Origin of the sequence: Halomarina halobia, from assembly GCF_029338575.1 — an archaeon.
Taxonomy (GTDB): domain Archaea; phylum Halobacteriota; class Halobacteria; order Halobacteriales; family Haloarculaceae; genus Halomarina; species Halomarina halobia.
The window spans coordinates 898,653-914,406 of record NZ_CP119993.1; the positions used below are offsets into that span (position 1 = coordinate 898,653).

The window sequence follows — 15,754 nt, forward strand, 5'->3', positions numbered from 1 at the left end:
ACCGAGCCTCTGGCCACTATGCGTCGTCACACACCGCAGATCGGAAGGAGGTCTCGAACTCCTCGGCGGAGAGTTCGTATACCGTATTGCCCGAGTCGTCTCGGTGGCGGCCGATTCGAAAAAGCGGTCGGCCGTCCACCTCGACCATCCAGTCGTCCGGGTAGCTCGTGTTAGTGCCGGCGAAAAGGATCGAGCAGTTGAACTCCTCCTCTAATTCGGGGACGATCTCGTGGGTGTGAGTGCCGTCCGCGAAGCACGGGGGTTGGTACGGCGGGAGCCCGCGATCCTTGCGAAGCCGCTGGTTCCGCGTCCACCAGCCTGGGAGCGGGTCTGGACGGTCGACGTTGTCGGTCATCACAATAAGTACACGGACATCATGTTTGTAAAGGGTCGGCTCCTAGTTCGGTAGCGGTCACTAGAATGCTATGACGACCTCATAAGTCAGTTTCGCCGCGATGGCGAGGAGAAGTATCTCGACGAAAATATTAAATTTCCTCTGAGGAACGTAGGGCCGGAAGCGGATACCGAGGAGGATGCCTGCGGTCAGCGGGACGAGAAACCCCACACCAAGCAGAACCTCAGTCGGACCGAAGAGACCCAGCGGGTAGAGTGTGAGGATACGCAGGCCAGTGATAATAAGGAATATCAATGCCAGCCGGGTCGCGACCCCCGTCCTTTTCGCCCGGGACCCATAGAGGAAGCTGACGAAGATCGGCCCGCCGGTCAGAAAGGCGCCGGAAACGACACCGCCGATGCCACCAACAACGGCGCCGGCAGCCCGCGACGTTGTCCAGCTCCCGAGGTTCCCCGACCGGTGGCGGTTGACAAGGAAGCCAATAAGATAGACGCTTAGGAGGAGGTTGATGATAACGACGGGGATGGTGATGAAACCCAATACCCCGACGACGGTGCCTACGAGAATTGCGATGAAGAACTCGGGTCGGTCAGTGAGAAAACGCCACGGGATCCCGTCAGAGACGAGTAACGGTACGTTTGAAAGGAACATGGGCAGTGTAAGCGCAGCAAGCGCGATCTTCGGCGGGAAGAGTTGGACGAGCACTGGCACCGAGAGAAGGCCGATGGCGAACCCCGTACACCCCTTCACTACTCCGACGAACAGCAGAAAGACGGCAACAAGGACAAGCGTCTGGATGGAGAGGGAGATATCAGCGAGCGCTAGCATATCCTCCACTCAGGAGCTGCTTACAAAAACTCCGCGGTAAGGAGACGCAAGGACGGATGTGCTACTACTGGAGCGCGAGGTACGGACCGACGACGATCAGCGTCACTCCGAGGGCGATCTTTAGGCGATCCGGCTGGACGTAGTGGGCAATGCGCCACCCAAGGAACGCACCGACGAGCTGAGGGATGCCGACGAGGAGTGCGAGCGGGAGGGAGACTGCGCCGTTCAACGCGTAGCCCACGGTCGCAAACGTCGCAATGAAGATTGATTGGACCTGCGCGACGGCTAGTGCGGGGAGCATCGACACTCCGAGTACGATCAACACGGGAACGGCGATGACAGGCCCGCCGACACCCAATAGACCGCTGAGACAGCCAAGGATGAGACCAATTACGCTGATAAGTGCCATCCCGCTCGACGTCGAAAGGTCGACGTTGAATTGGGGAAGCCGCGTCGAGCGCTCGCGGTAGATAATGAGGAACCCAGTCACGATGGCGAAGCCGCCAAGCAACAATCCGAACTCCTCACGGGAGACGTAGGCGTTGAGTTCAGCTCCGGCGAGTGCGCCGAGGATACTTGAGACGCTCAACAGTCCCGCCATGCGCGCGTTTCCCTCGATTGCGAGCTCGCCTGATTGGAGGTAGGCGAAACTGCCAAGCAGTCCGACGCCGATGAAGGTGAGCTGTGCCGTGCCTGCGACTGTCGATGAGGAAACGGTGGTGAGCGTATAAAGCGCGATGGTGGTAAAGATACCGCCGGGACCGAGCGTCGTACAGCCGATGCCGGCCAGAAAGGCGATGCCAACTAGTACCGCAGCGAGGGTAATCGACATCGCAGCTTCCATGCACCAGTCAGGAGGTAAATCGACAAAGAGGCGTCGATCGACCGAAAGAAGCGAACATTTTTAACTTTTCAGCCAGTTGCCATCAATCGTAGCTCCGTCGGCCGATCTCACTTTAGGCTCCCCCCGGAACCTTTTGTCGCTCGGCGCTATCCCAGAGATATGGCCAGCGACCCGTGGTTCCGGTCTGCTACCGATCTCTCAAGGGTTGTCCGGTCGGGCAAGCGTGCTGCGACCGATCACGTGGAGGACTTCCTCGAACGCATCGACCAGTGCAATGACGTCACAAACGCTTACGTCCACGTCCTATCGGAGCGCGCTCAGGCGGCGGCCGATGGCGTCGGTGATGGGACGAATGGCGACGCACTCCAGGGAGTCCCCGTGGCGGTCAAGGACAACATCGACGTGGCGGGCGTACCGACGACGTTCGGCGCGGTGCCGATGGCAGACAACGTCCCTAGGCGGAGCGCCGTTGCGGTCGAGCGCGTCGAGGACGCGGGCGCGATCGTCATCGGGAAGACGAACACCCCCGAGTTTGGCCACCGCAGCACGACGGACAACCCGCTATACGGTCCTACGAGTACACCATTCGACCCAATGCGGACGGCCGGGGGATCCTCAGGCGGGAGCGCGGCGGCAGTTGCCGACGGACTCGCCACGGTCGCATTGGGGACGGACGGCGGGGGGTCGCTTCGCATCCCGGCGAGCGCCTGTGGTGTCTATGGGCACAAGCCATCAGCGGGCCTAGTGGCGAGTCGGAGCCGACCGGATGGCTTCGGACACACGCCGTTCGTCGAGGTAGGCCCAATCACCCGGACGGTCGCAGACGCAGCGACCGTGCTCAACGCGATTGCTGGTCCACATTCCGCTGATCCACTCTGCCAGCCGACACAGGCGGGTGAGTTCTGCGACGCAGTCAAGCGCCCGGTCGACCTGCGCGTGGCTTGGACACCGACACTTGGCCTCTTCCCTATTGCGCCCATGGTGCGTGAGACTGTCGGCGAGGCCGTCACGGCAATTGCGAACGCGGGCGCAATCGTCGAGCGGGTCGATCCCGACTTCCAACACTCCCGGGAGGAACTGCGCGAGGCCTGGCAGTGCGGGTTCGAGGTTCGGCTTGCGCGGACTCGCGAGGTGATTCGAGCCGAGCGAGGAATTGATTTGCTCAAGGAGGATGTGACCCCCCTCCTCCGGACGCTAATTGAGCGCGGCGACAGTTACAGTGCTACTACATATAAGCGAGCAGATATCGCGCGCACGGCCGTTTTCGATGTTGTGCAATCGCTGTTCGAGGAGTATGACCTATTAGTCAGTTCGACGTTGTCGATCCCCCCGTTCGACAAGAAGAGCCTCGGCCCCGAGTATGTGAACGGTGAAAAGATCGACCCCGTCTTCGGTTGGTGTCTTACGTGGCCGTTTAACATGACGGGCCACCCTGCGGCGTCGGTGCCGGCGGGCCTGGTCGATGGCCTCCCCGTCGGCATGCAAATCGTTGGTCCCCGATTCCGCGACGACCTCGTGCTCGCGGCTGCTGCAGCCGTGGAGCGCGACCGTCCTTGGATCGACACGTATCCAGGCGCGGGAAATAACGCATAACAAACCATGGTATTAGACACAGCAGCGTAAGTTGCGTCATTCGAGTCTGAAATAGCCGAGCATGATGGAACCGGTTCATAGCGGGATCGACCGTCGCAAACAACCAGTGACGCTATCCATTGACGCGAATCACTGTTTCCGGTCAAGGGGTACTCGACGTTGCCACTGCTTCTCGATCGATCGAATTCAGAAGCACTGACCGTGCTCGCTCGGCTGTAGAACTGTTAAACTGTGCTCTGCCCCGAGACTGCTTCACTGTCCCGAATTCACGCGCTGACGCTTATCTAGACAGTGCCATATTCTGGGTACTGTCTAGTTGAATCAGTTTGAGAAGTGAGTAGGTCGTTGAGTATCTTGACCAACGATGCTCACAGACCTGCTCATCGAGAGCTATGCGGCGGATTTAGAAGAATCTTGGGCGGATAAGTGGACGGCAACGCCCGTCAGTGCGGTCGCCGCCCGCCTCCACGCGACCGGTTGTTCACTCAGGGAGACAACAACGATCCTCACTGAATCAGGCGTTGAACGTTCGATTGGAGGGGTCTGGAATTGGGTGCATTAGCTGGCTGACAGCGGTTGTGACCCACCTGAGGCGCAGCCGAAGCGGGTCGCCGTTGACGAAACCGCTGTCAAGACTAACGGTGAGTGGTCTTGGTTGTACGCTGCAATAGACATTGAGACAACGTTGATTCTCGATGTCGCATCGTTCGGTCGTCACGGCACCGAGCCGGCGGCTGCGTTCCTGCATCGACTCCGCGAGAAACATGATCTCTCGGAGGCTGAGTTCCTCGTCGATCAATTCGGCTATCGGACTGCACTCGCTCAATTAGGATTGAGCGGTTGGGTCAATCACACCGACCGAAACTTGATCGCAACGTGGTTTTACACCCTCAAAATGCGCATCAACCGCTTCCATAACTCGCGGGTGAGTAGTCGGGCGAGCGTCCGTGAATGGCTTGAACAGTTTATGCACTACTACAACCGCCAGCGACCGCACCAAGCTCTCGATGGAAAGACACCGCTCGAGGAGTGCTAAACTAGACAGGTACATATTCTGATGTTAATGGATATATTGGGGATTCCCAGTGGTGTGGTTGCATGAAGCAGGAAATCAAAAATGAGAGAAGGATATTCATACGTAACCGTCGTATCGCTCAAGTATGGAGTCGAAGCGAAAGCGGATTAAAGCTGTTGTGAGGGCCATGGAGATTATGGAGATCCTACAAGAGCGCGACTCCACTACAGCAGACGAAGCCGCTGCCGAACTAGGCGTCTCGAAGAGCACCGCCTACTACCACCTGCAGACGTTAACGGACGCGGGATATGTCATTGACAACGATGGTGTTTACCGGCTTGCACTTCGCTTCTTCAGCCTAGGGACGGATGTGCGGCATAAGCAACCGATTTATCACACGGCCCGCGAGCAGGTGAGCCGACTGGCCGATGAGACGGGGGAGTTGGCGCTGCTCATGGTTGAAGAGGGCGGCAAGGGTATCTACCTCGACCTGAAGCGAGGTGATCGTGCAGTGATTCGCGCTGACTGGCTCGGAAATCAGTGTCACCTCCATGACAACGCACTGGGGAAGTCGATCCTAGCATTCCTGACGCAGAGGCGGGTCAATGAGATCTTTGAGAGGCACGGACTGCCGGCGACTACCGAAAACACTGTCACAGACGCCAACGTCCTCCATAAGGAACTCGAGGAGATCCGGGAGAGCGGTGTCGCGTTCGATCACGAGGAGCAACTCGAAGGGCTACAGTGTGTGGCTGCACCAATCGTCGGTAGTGAAGGGGGACGTCAGTCTGTCTACGGAGCGATCTGTATCGCGTCACCGACGAGCCGGATGACCGAAGAACGGCTCACTGAAACATTTCCAGAGCTCGTCCGGGACGCCGCGAACATCATCCAACTCAACTATATCCCCGAATAGTCTGCTCTACGGATGGCCAAGCACATTCTCTGCAAATTCTGACCGGAGATGACGATCTAATCACATGAAGACAGGCAGATATCAAGCAGACGTTTTATTGGGGTAATTGATTAGTGAGTACTATCAAATTTAAGACCTCCTTGACCGGCGTTGGTCCGTTGAGCGATTGATGCGGTCTCAGATAATTGTGGTAATACTCCATTCACGACGCGCGGCGGTCGTCTCATCACACCACTCGAACCCCTGATGATGGTCGTAGTGGCATTAATTCTAATTACTCAATTATCTAGTGACCGCATTGCTCAACGAGACCGTGTCTCGACGAACGAGTGTCAGAGGGATAGCCGTAGTACGGTACAGTGAGAACTCGATATGTGGGTAATGGGGCGCCCATCTCTTGAGAACTCATACACGCGTCCGGTTACCGGTGTCTCCGCACATATACCGCTCAACTGCCGTACCATGGAGGACAGCGATCGCTCACGGCCACACACTGGAGTAGACGTAATACTGATAATTTCAGCATCATGGCTATCACGTAGTGATTCCTCCATGAGTGTATAATGTTTATCGCTGATCTGATTACCCTCTATCCCGTGCGCTGACTCCGCTTGTTCGTTCATTTGGCGTCCGGTGTCCAACCGCTTACCAAAACAGTTCTCGTTGTGCGTACGGCGTGAACTGACGCCGTTGGAGGACTCAGCAGTGTGCAGTGGGGGAGCGCGTCTATTTCACCGTTTTTCGTTCGCGGTGGAGCATCCAGAGCGGTGAAGTCTATAGGTAGCGAGGCATCGATCCCAAGATATGGTGGAATATAGGATCTAAAACAATCAATAGCGGTGGTCTTGGGGTTATTTTTGAGGATCGCACGACACCCATATCTCAGTACCAAGCATACTTCATTGTTCGATCAAGTGGTTCTCTGTACGAGTAATTACTTCCAATCCATATCTGATAAGCGGCGTGACCTGAACTGACGATAGGGTAGAGTGGCGTGAAACGTCTAACTTCTACTTCACTGACCACCAAGCAAAGCCGAAATGGCCGAAACGGCAGGCGTCAGCAGACAACGAATAGACGGATACTGATGTATCCCACCTCCCGGCGCGTCTTGAAAGGTCCGATAGCTGTGTCCCGTCTTCTCTCGGATCGCGGCGCGCCAAGGAGTCCGTTCTCAGTCAGTGCCCCACGCCTGATCGTGGCCTCCCTCGGCGCGCCCTATCTGCCGCCATCCCTCTCCGCTCCTGCGTTGCCCCTAGACGTTATGAGTTGGCGGTGTAAGATGTTCTTATCGACAGAATCCCCTCAGGGAGGGTCGAGCGGCCTTCGCCGGGCGTCACGACTGACAATACAACTACCTCCCGTTTGACACACGACTCCGACGTAGCTGAACCGCCCGTCCTCCACTCTGGTCTAGTGATGCTGTCTTTTTCAGGGAGAGAAACCTGTCGTGCAAGGCAAACCCGAATTCGGAATGGAACTCTACAACCGCTATCGCCAGCAACGCTGGATACCTTCTCCGTGGTTGACGGTCGTGTCCTTCAAAACGGAGTTCGAACTGGGAGTGACTCCCTATGAACGGACGCTGTTTCGTCACAGCGGTGTAGATACTCGCTCACAACTACCTTCACTACTTGGTCGATCAATGACCTTCATCCGGGTAGATACTCGCAGTGACACCGTCAGCATGACAGAGAGAGCACGCGGTACTCTACTCCGTCAAGAAGTCGAGTGAACGCTGCTGAGTTTCCTCTTCTTGGTAGGCCGCAACCGCGTGGTGGATCGCTTGCTGCATCGACTCGTCTATGTTCAGCGGACGGGCCGAGTGGATCTGTCGCTTTGCCATATCATGTACGTATCGGGGTTTTTCGGCGAGTGTCTCCTCCAGATCTGAGAGTACACCCTCGAACTCACTCGGTTCCGCTAGTGTCTCGACCAACCCGATTTCGTGAGCACGCCTAGCATCGATTGTCTCGCCGGTCATGACGAGGTACTTGGTCATCCCTTCGCCGATTAGCCCCGGCAATTTCTGGGCACCGCCGTAGTTCATCACGAGCCCAAGTTTCGACTCGGGTAGTCCGAACCGTGCGCCCCTCTTGGCGACTCGGATGTCACAGCTAATCGCGAGTTCGAGCGCGCCGCCGAGGACGTACCCCTCCAGCGCGGCGACGAGTGGTAGACTTACCGATTCGAAGTACTCGAGCGTTTCGTGGACCGCTTCGAGCTGGTCGCGCACCTCTAGTGGCTTCTGCTCGATCCACGTCGGTACGTTACTCATATCGACGCCCGCCGAGAAGTCGCCACCAGTACCCCGGAGCGTCACAACTCCCACGTCCCGCTCGGTAGCAGTCTCGACGGCCTCTCTCATCTCTTCGAACATCGCCGTCGTCAGCGCGTTTTTCTTCCCCGGACGGTCAAGTACCACGGTCATTCGCCGGTCGGACTCTTCGACCACAATCGTGTCGTAAGCCATCGCACCGATGTTCTACCAGTCGGTTTGTAAGTTCTAGGGCGACACAATCGAAGAAAGATCCTCGTGTAGCCACCACAGATACTCTGTTGAGTGTCGGTGGCGGGGTGGCTCTGTCAATATTACCTCAACTGAAACGACCGATTTGAACGTTCGTCCCGGGGAGCGATGAACGTTCGTCCCGGGGAGCGATACAGACGGGGACGCTACGACTGCGTTAGGAACTCGGTGACGAGCGCTTCGACGTGCGCTGCACGCTCGTGATGTAGGAAGTGACCGGCATCGGCAACTATCTCCCGCTCCCACGTTCTGTCGAACGCCCGGTCGATGTCCCAGAATAGCTCCGGCCCAATACACCCGTCGGTCTCTCCACCGAGGACGAGCGTCGGTACCTCAATCGCGTCGGTCGGCGAGACGCGTTCGTCCGTCGTAAAGTCGTCTACCTCCGAGATCGGGTGGAACATGTGCCGGTAGTACGATAGAGCTGCTTCGGCCGTTCCGGGCGTGCGGAACGTCTCTTTGACCGATTCAAGGCGTTCAGCAGGGTAGTCCCAGCCCGGACTCCACTCCCGCCAGAAGCGCTCGACGAGCGCGAAGTCGTCGGCTCGTAACGCGGCTTCCGGAATCTGGGGGAGTTGGAAGAATGCGATATACCAGCTCCGGAACAGCTGCTGAGGGTAATCGCTGATGTTCTCCCAGAACAGCGGCGGCACCGCCATCGGGACGATACTGGTGACGATATCGGGGGCAAATTTCCCCGCGAAGTAGGCCGCTATCGCCCCCGTATCGTGGCCCACCAGAGCTGCTTCTTCGAATCCGAGCGTCTCGATGATGTCTAACACGTCAAGTACGACGTATGCGACGTGGAATTCGTCGCTGGGAATGATTTCCGTCTCCGCCGTCCCATACCCGCGCAGATTTGGTGCTACCGCCGTGTATCCTACTCGTTCAGCCGCGGCTGCCAAACTTGCCATCGACCCAGCGTTGTCGGGGAAGCCGTGTAACAAGACGACAAGCCGGTCTCCGTCACCGGCACGAATGGTGTCGAACCTCAAGCCGTTCGTCTCGATCGTCGTCTCCGTAACTGCCGGTTCCCCCGCTTCTAACATACCATCGGTATGACTGCGGAGTGCAAAAAGGTATCAGTCTGATGAACCAGCAGTCGTCCACCGGGAAATCCGCGGAAGGGTAGACCCTCGGACGATATTGCCTCAGCGCGTTACGGGATCCATGCCGAGTTCACCGGCGATTCGCTCGCGAAGGACGTTCTTCTGGATTTTGCCGCTCGTGGTCTTCGGGAACTCGTCGATTATCTCGAGACGCTCGGGATACTTTTGCTTCGCGATCCCCTGCTCGTCCAGATACTCAGTCATGTCTTCGAAGGTGAACTCGTAGCCCTCTCTGACCGTCACGTAGGCACACCCCTTCTCCTGCATCTCACGGTCTGGCATCGCGACGACGGCGACCTCCGCGATCGCGGGGTGTTCGTAGAGTCGATCCTCGACGTCTTTGATGGGGATGTTCTCGCCGCCGCGGATGATGATGTCTTTCTTTCGACCGGTGATCTCGATGTACCCGTCCTCGTCCACCACTGCCAGATCGCCGGTCTTGAACCACCTCCCGTCGAACGCCTCGTCGTTGTAGTCGTCTCCGAGATACCCGACCATGAGTTCAGGACCGTGTGCCAGAAGCTCACCCTTCTGACCGGTGGGTAATTCCTCACCCGTGTCGAGGTCGACGATTTTTGCTTCGACAGCTGGGGCAGGAGGACCGTCGGTTTCGGCGAATTTCTCAAGGGGGGCATCTAACGGTGACCACGTCGCCGTGGGAAATTCAGTGGAACCGTACACCCGCTGGACGGTGCAATCGAGGGCATCCGTCGCCTCACGAATTAGCTTTGGCGGAATGTCCGCACCTCCGCACCCGAAGAGCCGGAGTGAAGAGTCCCAGTCCTCTGATACTTCTTCGGTCATCCCCTGTAGAAATGGCGTTGCACCGATGGTCATATTACAATCGTACTCCTCGACGAGCTCGATTGCTTCCGCCGCGTCCCACTGGTCCATCATCACTAAGTCCATCCCGCGGGTGTACGGGAGTTCGAGCGCGTACAGCATTCCCGTCACGTGGGTGACCGGCGACGGCATGAATACGGTCGTCTCCCACGATAAGCCAAGGAGTTCGACGGTCCGCCGCAACTCGAACAGAGTCGTGTTGTGTGTGTGAAGAACACCTTTCGGGTCTCCAGTCGTCCCGCTCGTGTATAGAAGGGCGTGGATGTCGTCCGCTTCGAGTGTCGGTCGAGTGTAGTCACTCTCGGTCACCGTAAGGTCATCGTAGGCTGCAGACTCGACATCGTCGTGTATCTCGGGAGCATTTCCGACGACGACAACGTGTTCTAGGTCCGGCACGTCGGGGACCACCCCTGCGATCATCTCGGGGTAGTCGAACCCCCTGAACTTCTCGGGAACGACGATACACTTCGACTGAGCGTCACCGAGGATGTATGAGACCTCGCTGCGCCGATAGATCGGGACAATCGGGTTCGCAACGGCGCCGACGTAGGAGATAGCGAGATGAACGGCGCTCGCACAGGTCCAGTTGGGAAGCTGATACGATACGATGTCTCCGGCTTCGATACCTAGCTTCTGGAGACCAGCACTCACGCGCCGCACTTCGTCGGCCAGTTCACGATACGTTACCGTTCGTCGAGGGCCGGCGATAACCGACTCCGGATGCTCCTCGACGGCCGCGTCGAACATGTCGACTAGCGTTTCGTCGCCCCAGGCACCCCGTTCGTGGTAGCGATTCCGGTGTTCCTCTGAAAGCCGCTGCGGGGTTACGTCTTCGATGACACCCATATCTCTGTATCCATAGATAGGGGTGATAGAATTTGTGGTCCGCTAACAACGCACGTCGTGGGGCGTCGTCGCTGACGTCGGCAATACGACCTCAACCGGCGGCGTTACAGGTCGTTCGGGTCGATGCTGCCGTAGATGATGTTCTTTTGGATCTGGCTGGTCCCCTCGACGATCTTCTGGACGCGCGAGTCGCGGTAGAACTTCTCGACGGGGAAGTCCCGCGTGTACCCGTAGCCGCCATGGATTTGAATGGCATCTGAACAGACGTCTTCACAGATTTCGCTCGCATAGTACTTCGCGATCGAGGCGAGCTGTCGCGGGTCCTCACCTGCCATGTGTTGGTTTGCCGCCCGGTAGATCGTCGAGCGGGCCGTCTCGACTTTCGTCGCCATGTCGGCGAGCATCCACTGAAGCCCTTGGAAGTCGGCGATTCGCTGTCCGAACGCTTCCCGTTCGTGAGCGTATTCGTATGCGTGGCGATACGCGCCTGCGGCAGCGCCAAGTGCATTCGCGGCGACCATGATGCGGTTCTCGTTGAAAAATTCCATCAGCTGATAGAACCCCTCGTCCTCCGTGCCGACGAGGTTCACCTCGGGCACACGCGCGTCAGAGATGCTGATCTCCGCTGTTGGACTGGCCCGAAGTCCCATCTTCGGGATATCCTTCTCGATAGTGAACCCCTCCGTCTCCGTAGGGACGATGAACGCACTAATACCCCCATGTCCGGCGTCAGGCGTCGTCTTCGCCATGACGACCATGAAGTCCGCGACCGGACTCGTGCTGGCCCACGTCTTCGACCCGTTGAGAACGTACTCGTTGCCCTCTCTCTCGGCAGTCGTCCGCATTCCCGCGACGTCGCTTCCCGCATTGGGTTCGCTGATAGACGTCCCACAGGCCATCTCCCCCGCGAGAACTGGTTCAACGAACTCCTCCTTCTGTCTCCCGTCGCCGTATTCAAGGATCATCTCGGTGCCGAACTTGCCGGAGAGTACGGCAGTCCCGATTCCTGGGTCCGCCCTGTTGAACTCCTCGTGGACGATGATCGTCGAGAGGAAATCCATTCCAGAACCGCCGTACTTCTCCGGGTAGTGCGGGGCGAGGAAATCCAGTTCGGCGGACTTCTTAAAGATCTCCCACGGGAACTGAACCTCGCCCGGTTCGTCGTACTCCCTCGCAACCGGGGCAATCTCCCCTTCAGCGAACTCGCGAACGGCGTTGCGAACGGCTTCGTGTTCCGCAGACAGGCTCCCTGTCATTGTCACCGTGTCTTTCGGTGCCTGGTATATAGTAACTCCTCTCAATGGTTCGGGAAGTTGCGGTGCGTTCAAACGAATTAATACAATCGCTGACCGACGTCTCAAATAACTGTAAAACCGCCGTCAACGGGGAGGATCTGCCCATTGACGAAACTGGCGTTGTCACTGGCTAAAAACCGGACGACTCGGGCTACCTCTACCGGGTCACCGAGACGATTCTGTGGCGTGTGCCTGACCGCGTACTGTTCTGTTCCGTCAGGGGTGTCCTCGTGGAACATCCGTGTGTCAATGAATCCTGGGACGACAGCGTTGGTGCGCAGACCGTCGGCAGCGAAGTCCGCGGCCAGTTGTTTGGTCGCCGCCGCGACACCCCCTTTCGTAACGCTATATCCGAAGTTTCCAACACCACCACGGATACCGTATAGACTCGAGATGTTGACGATCGCGGAGTGTTCGTTCCGTGTAAGCAACGGAACGCCGTGTTTGCAGCAGTAGAATACGCCGGTCAGATTCACGGCGAGTTCCGCGTGCCAGTCCTCGGTCGATGTCTCAGTAACGGAACCGAACCGAGCGATACCGGCGTTGTTGACAAGAATGTCTACGTGTCCGAACCGCTGCACTGCTGACTCAAACATCGAATCGACTGTCTCCTCGTCGGTCACGTCCGTCTGCACGTGAACCACTTCGCCGTCGAGCGACTCAAACAGGTCGGCGACGGACGGGACGTCCTCGTATGGTTCCTCCCGAACGTCCGCGACGACGACGTTCACTCCAACTTCACCGAACGCTCGACAGATTTCGCGACCGATACCCGAGGCGCCGCCGGTAACGACGGCTGTGTGATCTGCTGACATCGAATAGCGAATCGCTGTCGGGGATGATAAAGCCGAAGGCCATAGCGCTCGGCGCTGACGCGACGGATGGAACTCCTATCGGACCAAACAGTTACCATTAATCAGTTCAGATACTAACGTCATGAAGGCAGCGCTCTACTACGGCCAGGAGGACGTTCGCGTCGAGACAGTCGACGCCGATCGCGTCGGTCCCGGGGATGTTCTCGTCGACGTCGCCGCGTGTGGTATCTGTGGCTCGGATCTCCACGAGTACACCGCGGGACCGATTTTCGTCCCTAACGCCCCCCACCCGATGACCGGCGTATCCCTCCCACTCCGGATGGGTCATGAGTTCGCCGGCAGGATAAGCGAAGTCGGCCGCGATGTCACCAATCTCTCCGTCGGTGACACCGTCACGGTCAACCCGATCCAGTCGTGTGGGAACTGTCGATTCTGTGCTGCGGGAAAGCGCCACCTGTGTGCGTCGATCGCGCTCATCGGCGTCTCGGCCGATGGTGGCGGATTCGCCGAACGATCGGTCATACCTGCCGAGAACGTCGTTCCCTTGCCGGAGTCGGTGCCTCCCCAACAAGGGGCGCTGATTGAACCATTCAGCGTAGCGCTTCACGCCGTTCGGCGGGCAGAGCTGACAGTTGGCGACTCCGTGGCAGTATACGGGAGCGGGCCCATCGGACTGGCGATCGTCCAGGTACTCCACGCTGCCGGTACGACCGATGTATTCGTGGTGGAACCGCGCGCCGCTCGACGAGAATTGGCTGGTGATTTCGGTGCTATGACGATCAACCCGATCGAGAGCGACGCGGTGCGACGGGTGAAGGCAGCCACGGACGGCGGCACGGACGCCGCGTTCGAGGTAGCCGGCATCGAGCAGACGTACAACGCTGCAATCTCGAGCACTAAACGGGACGGGACCGTCGTCGTCGTCAGCGTATTCGAGGACACCGTCGAGACACACCCGAACAGCATCGTCATGGCTGAACGAACCGTTCGAGGAACGATGTCCTACCTAGCGAACGACCGTGCTGACGGCGAGTTTCAAGCCGTCACAAAAATGTTCGCGGACGGGCAGCTTGCTCCCGACCAGCTCGTGACCAGCGTGATCTCGCTTAGCGATATCGTCACTGGATTCGAATCGCTTCGAGACCCGGAGAGCGATGACATCAAGATACTCGTCGAGGTGTAGGACCAAGATCGACACGTGTCGCCACGGCCGTCACCTCAGTACGGTCTGTGGTCGCTCGTTTTTCAGAACCTCTCAATTAACGGTCAAAAGTCGCCATGGGCGGGATCACGGCGAACAGAATGAGCCGCGTCGTATCCACCAATAGCGTCACTAGAGTCGGCGGACTCTGTTTAAACTATCGAACGGCGGGCCGGAAACGCCTACCGGTCACTTCTCCGGGGGTCGCCCACTCGGGAAGTTCGGACGCCGGCGCTCGAGGAACGCATCGACCGCCTCCTCGTGGTCGGGGTGTTGCTGCCCGACGGCCTCGAGCGCGATTCCCCGCTGCAGCGCGATGGTGTTGCCGAGTTCGAGCCAGCTATTGAGCGTCTTCTTCGTGAACTGGATCGCCGTCTGCGGCCCGGACGCAAGCTTGTCGATCATCTCGGCGGTTCGCTCGTCGAGTTCCTCCGCCGGAACGACATGGTTGACGAGCCCCAGTTCTTCGGCTTCCTTCGCCGAAATCAGGTCGCCAGTCATCAACAGTTCCTTCGCCTTATTGAGACTAGTCAATAACGGCCAGATGACGGCCCCGCCGTCACCGGCGACGAGCGCTACCTTCACGTGCGGGTCCCCGATTCGGGCATCATCGCTCATCATAACGATGTCGCAGAACAGCGCCAGCGTCGCACCGAGTCCGGTCGCGTCGCCGTTGACCTTCGCGATGATAGGCTTCTCGAGATTGACGATGGACTCGACGATCTGCTCCCCCTCCCGGATCGTCTTGTGGAAGTTCTCGGGGTTCTCGATGTTGTCCTTCATCCAGTTGACGTCTCCGCCAGCCGAGAACGCGTCACCCTTTCCGGTCAGAACCACAACCCGGGCGTCCATCTCGTAGGCGTCGTCGAACACCGTCGACAGCTCCGCGTGTAGGGGGTCGTTGACGGCGTTGAGGTTGTCCGGGCGGTCGATCTCGATCGTCAGGACGTCGTCAGAGAGACTCACGTCCAGGTGGTCGTACTCCCGCATGACGAGTCGACCGTCGATAGAACGGATAATAAAGGTTCGTGTGGAGGGGAAATCTCTAAATAGTTCATCTATCGATACCGTTTCGTATGTTTGACGATACCGAGTTCAGGTACGAGACGGAACTACAGGTACGAGTCCGTGATCTCGACCACATGGGCCACGTCAACAACGCGATGTACGCGACTTACATGGAGCAAGCTCGAACCGATTACTTCGGCGACGTTCTCAACGTCGGTCTCGACGATCTTGAGATGGCGGTTGTCAGTAGCCATATTGAGTTCAAACGTCAGGTTCGGTACGGTGGGGGACTGACGGTTCAGGTTCGCGTCCCCCAACTCGGTCGAACGAGTTTCCCCCTTGAATATCGCTTTCTCGACGACGGCGAAGCCGCTGCGACGGCGAGAACTGTTCAGGTTTCGCTCGACAGCGAGAACGATACGGCCTGTCCACTCCCGGACCTCTGGCGGATGTCTATCGTGGAGCACGAGGACCTATCCGAAGAGGACGGCACTGTGGCCGAGAGCTGAACGAAGATAAACGATTTCCAGCAAACTGGACCAGACGAAAACTCTAA

The 15,754-nt window shown here is 58.1% G+C and carries 13 protein-coding genes and 1 pseudogene; 5 read left to right on the forward strand and 9 right to left on the reverse strand.

Features of this window, described 5'->3' with window-relative positions; genetic code table 11:
* Positions 1-16: 16 nt before the first annotated feature.
* The 3 genes from P1K31_RS19580 to P1K31_RS19590 all read right to left on the reverse strand — a co-directional run bounded on the left by P1K31_RS19580 (position 17) and on the right by P1K31_RS19590 (position 2,027).
* Positions 17-355: a hypothetical protein gene (locus P1K31_RS19580; RefSeq protein ID WP_276306040.1), complete on the reverse strand. Its 339-nt coding sequence runs from the start codon at positions 353-355 to the stop codon at positions 17-19.
* A gap of 60 nt (positions 356-415) precedes the next feature.
* Positions 416-1,183, reverse strand: a complete 768-nt coding sequence (locus tag P1K31_RS19585) for a sulfite exporter TauE/SafE family protein (protein ID WP_276306041.1) — start codon at positions 1,181-1,183, stop codon at positions 416-418.
* Between the two features lie 64 nt (positions 1,184-1,247).
* Positions 1,248-2,027: a sulfite exporter TauE/SafE family protein gene (locus P1K31_RS19590; RefSeq protein ID WP_276306042.1), complete on the reverse strand. Its 780-nt coding sequence runs from the start codon at positions 2,025-2,027 to the stop codon at positions 1,248-1,250.
* A gap of 159 nt (positions 2,028-2,186) precedes the next feature.
* Here P1K31_RS19590 and P1K31_RS19595 point away from each other — a divergent pair, with 159 nt between their 5' ends.
* The 3 genes and pseudogenes from P1K31_RS19595 (at position 2,187) to P1K31_RS19605 (ending at position 5,551) form a co-directional block, all read left to right on the forward strand.
* Positions 2,187-3,620: an amidase gene (locus P1K31_RS19595; protein ID WP_276306043.1), complete on the forward strand. Its 1,434-nt coding sequence runs from the start codon at positions 2,187-2,189 to the stop codon at positions 3,618-3,620.
* Positions 3,621-3,984: 364 nt separating this feature from the next.
* A pseudogene (locus tag P1K31_RS19600) lies at positions 3,985-4,656 on the forward strand (IS6 family transposase).
* A 124-nt stretch (positions 4,657-4,780) separates the two neighbouring features.
* Positions 4,781-5,551: an IclR family transcriptional regulator gene (locus P1K31_RS19605; RefSeq protein ID WP_276306044.1), complete on the forward strand. Its 771-nt coding sequence runs from the start codon at positions 4,781-4,783 to the stop codon at positions 5,549-5,551.
* A gap of 1,711 nt (positions 5,552-7,262) precedes the next feature.
* Here the strand turns inward: P1K31_RS19605 and P1K31_RS19610 are convergent.
* The 5 genes from P1K31_RS19610 to P1K31_RS19630 all read right to left on the reverse strand — a co-directional run bounded on the left by P1K31_RS19610 (position 7,263) and on the right by P1K31_RS19630 (position 12,989).
* Positions 7,263-8,024 (reverse strand): enoyl-CoA hydratase/isomerase family protein, encoded by a 762-nt coding sequence (locus P1K31_RS19610; protein ID WP_276306045.1) that lies wholly within the window; start codon positions 8,022-8,024, stop codon positions 7,263-7,265.
* Between the two features lie 203 nt (positions 8,025-8,227).
* Complete coding sequence (locus P1K31_RS19615) at positions 8,228-9,130, reverse strand: alpha/beta fold hydrolase (protein WP_276306046.1); 903 nt, start codon at positions 9,128-9,130, stop codon at positions 8,228-8,230.
* Positions 9,131-9,232: 102 nt separating this feature from the next.
* The gene (locus P1K31_RS19620) at positions 9,233-10,879 is read right to left on the reverse strand and encodes an AMP-binding protein (RefSeq protein ID WP_276306047.1); all 1,647 of its coding nucleotides are present in this window, start codon (positions 10,877-10,879) and stop codon (positions 9,233-9,235) included.
* Positions 10,880-10,983: 104 nt separating this feature from the next.
* Positions 10,984-12,135, reverse strand: a complete 1,152-nt coding sequence (locus P1K31_RS19625) for an acyl-CoA dehydrogenase family protein (protein ID WP_276306048.1) — start codon at positions 12,133-12,135, stop codon at positions 10,984-10,986.
* Positions 12,136-12,236: 101 nt separating this feature from the next.
* On the reverse strand, positions 12,237-12,989 hold the full coding sequence (locus tag P1K31_RS19630) for an SDR family NAD(P)-dependent oxidoreductase (protein WP_276306049.1): 753 nt from the start codon (positions 12,987-12,989) through the stop codon (positions 12,237-12,239).
* A 121-nt stretch (positions 12,990-13,110) separates the two neighbouring features.
* Between P1K31_RS19630 and P1K31_RS19635 the strand changes: the two genes are divergently transcribed.
* The gene (locus P1K31_RS19635) at positions 13,111-14,172 is read left to right on the forward strand and encodes a 2,3-butanediol dehydrogenase (protein ID WP_276306050.1); all 1,062 of its coding nucleotides are present in this window, start codon (positions 13,111-13,113) and stop codon (positions 14,170-14,172) included.
* A gap of 207 nt (positions 14,173-14,379) precedes the next feature.
* On the opposite strand, the gene P1K31_RS19640 is transcribed toward P1K31_RS19635, so the two are convergent.
* Complete coding sequence (locus tag P1K31_RS19640) at positions 14,380-15,180, reverse strand: enoyl-CoA hydratase/isomerase family protein (protein ID WP_276306051.1); 801 nt, start codon at positions 15,178-15,180, stop codon at positions 14,380-14,382.
* An 86-nt stretch (positions 15,181-15,266) separates the two neighbouring features.
* Between P1K31_RS19640 and P1K31_RS19645 the strand changes: the two genes are divergently transcribed.
* On the forward strand, positions 15,267-15,707 hold the full coding sequence (locus P1K31_RS19645; RefSeq protein ID WP_276306052.1) for an acyl-CoA thioesterase: 441 nt from the start codon (positions 15,267-15,269) through the stop codon (positions 15,705-15,707).
* Positions 15,708-15,754: the final 47 nt, after the last annotated feature.

Coding starts and splice junctions, on each gene's coding strand:
- P1K31_RS19630 (WP_276306049.1), bottom strand. CDS start 12,989: ATGTCAGCAGATCACACAGCCGTCGTTACCGGCGGCGCCTCGGGTATC.
- P1K31_RS19640 (WP_276306051.1), bottom strand. CDS start 15,180: ATGCGGGAGTACGACCACCTGGACGTGAGTCTCTCTGACGACGTCCTG.
- P1K31_RS19620 (WP_276306047.1), bottom strand. CDS start 10,879: ATGGGTGTCATCGAAGACGTAACCCCGCAGCGGCTTTCAGAGGAACAC.
- P1K31_RS19580 (WP_276306040.1), bottom strand. CDS start 355: ATGACCGACAACGTCGACCGTCCAGACCCGCTCCCAGGCTGGTGGACG.
- P1K31_RS19615 (WP_276306046.1), bottom strand. CDS start 9,130: ATGTTAGAAGCGGGGGAACCGGCAGTTACGGAGACGACGATCGAGACG.
- P1K31_RS19635 (WP_276306050.1), top strand. CDS start 13,111: ATGAAGGCAGCGCTCTACTACGGCCAGGAGGACGTTCGCGTCGAGACA.
- P1K31_RS19590 (WP_276306042.1), bottom strand. CDS start 2,027: ATGGAAGCTGCGATGTCGATTACCCTCGCTGCGGTACTAGTTGGCATC.
- P1K31_RS19645 (WP_276306052.1), top strand. CDS start 15,267: ATGTTTGACGATACCGAGTTCAGGTACGAGACGGAACTACAGGTACGA.
- P1K31_RS19610 (WP_276306045.1), bottom strand. CDS start 8,024: ATGGCTTACGACACGATTGTGGTCGAAGAGTCCGACCGGCGAATGACC.
- P1K31_RS19585 (WP_276306041.1), bottom strand. CDS start 1,183: ATGCTAGCGCTCGCTGATATCTCCCTCTCCATCCAGACGCTTGTCCTT.
- P1K31_RS19605 (WP_276306044.1), top strand. CDS start 4,781: ATGGAGTCGAAGCGAAAGCGGATTAAAGCTGTTGTGAGGGCCATGGAG.
- P1K31_RS19595 (WP_276306043.1), top strand. CDS start 2,187: ATGGCCAGCGACCCGTGGTTCCGGTCTGCTACCGATCTCTCAAGGGTT.
- P1K31_RS19625 (WP_276306048.1), bottom strand. CDS start 12,135: ATGACAGGGAGCCTGTCTGCGGAACACGAAGCCGTTCGCAACGCCGTT.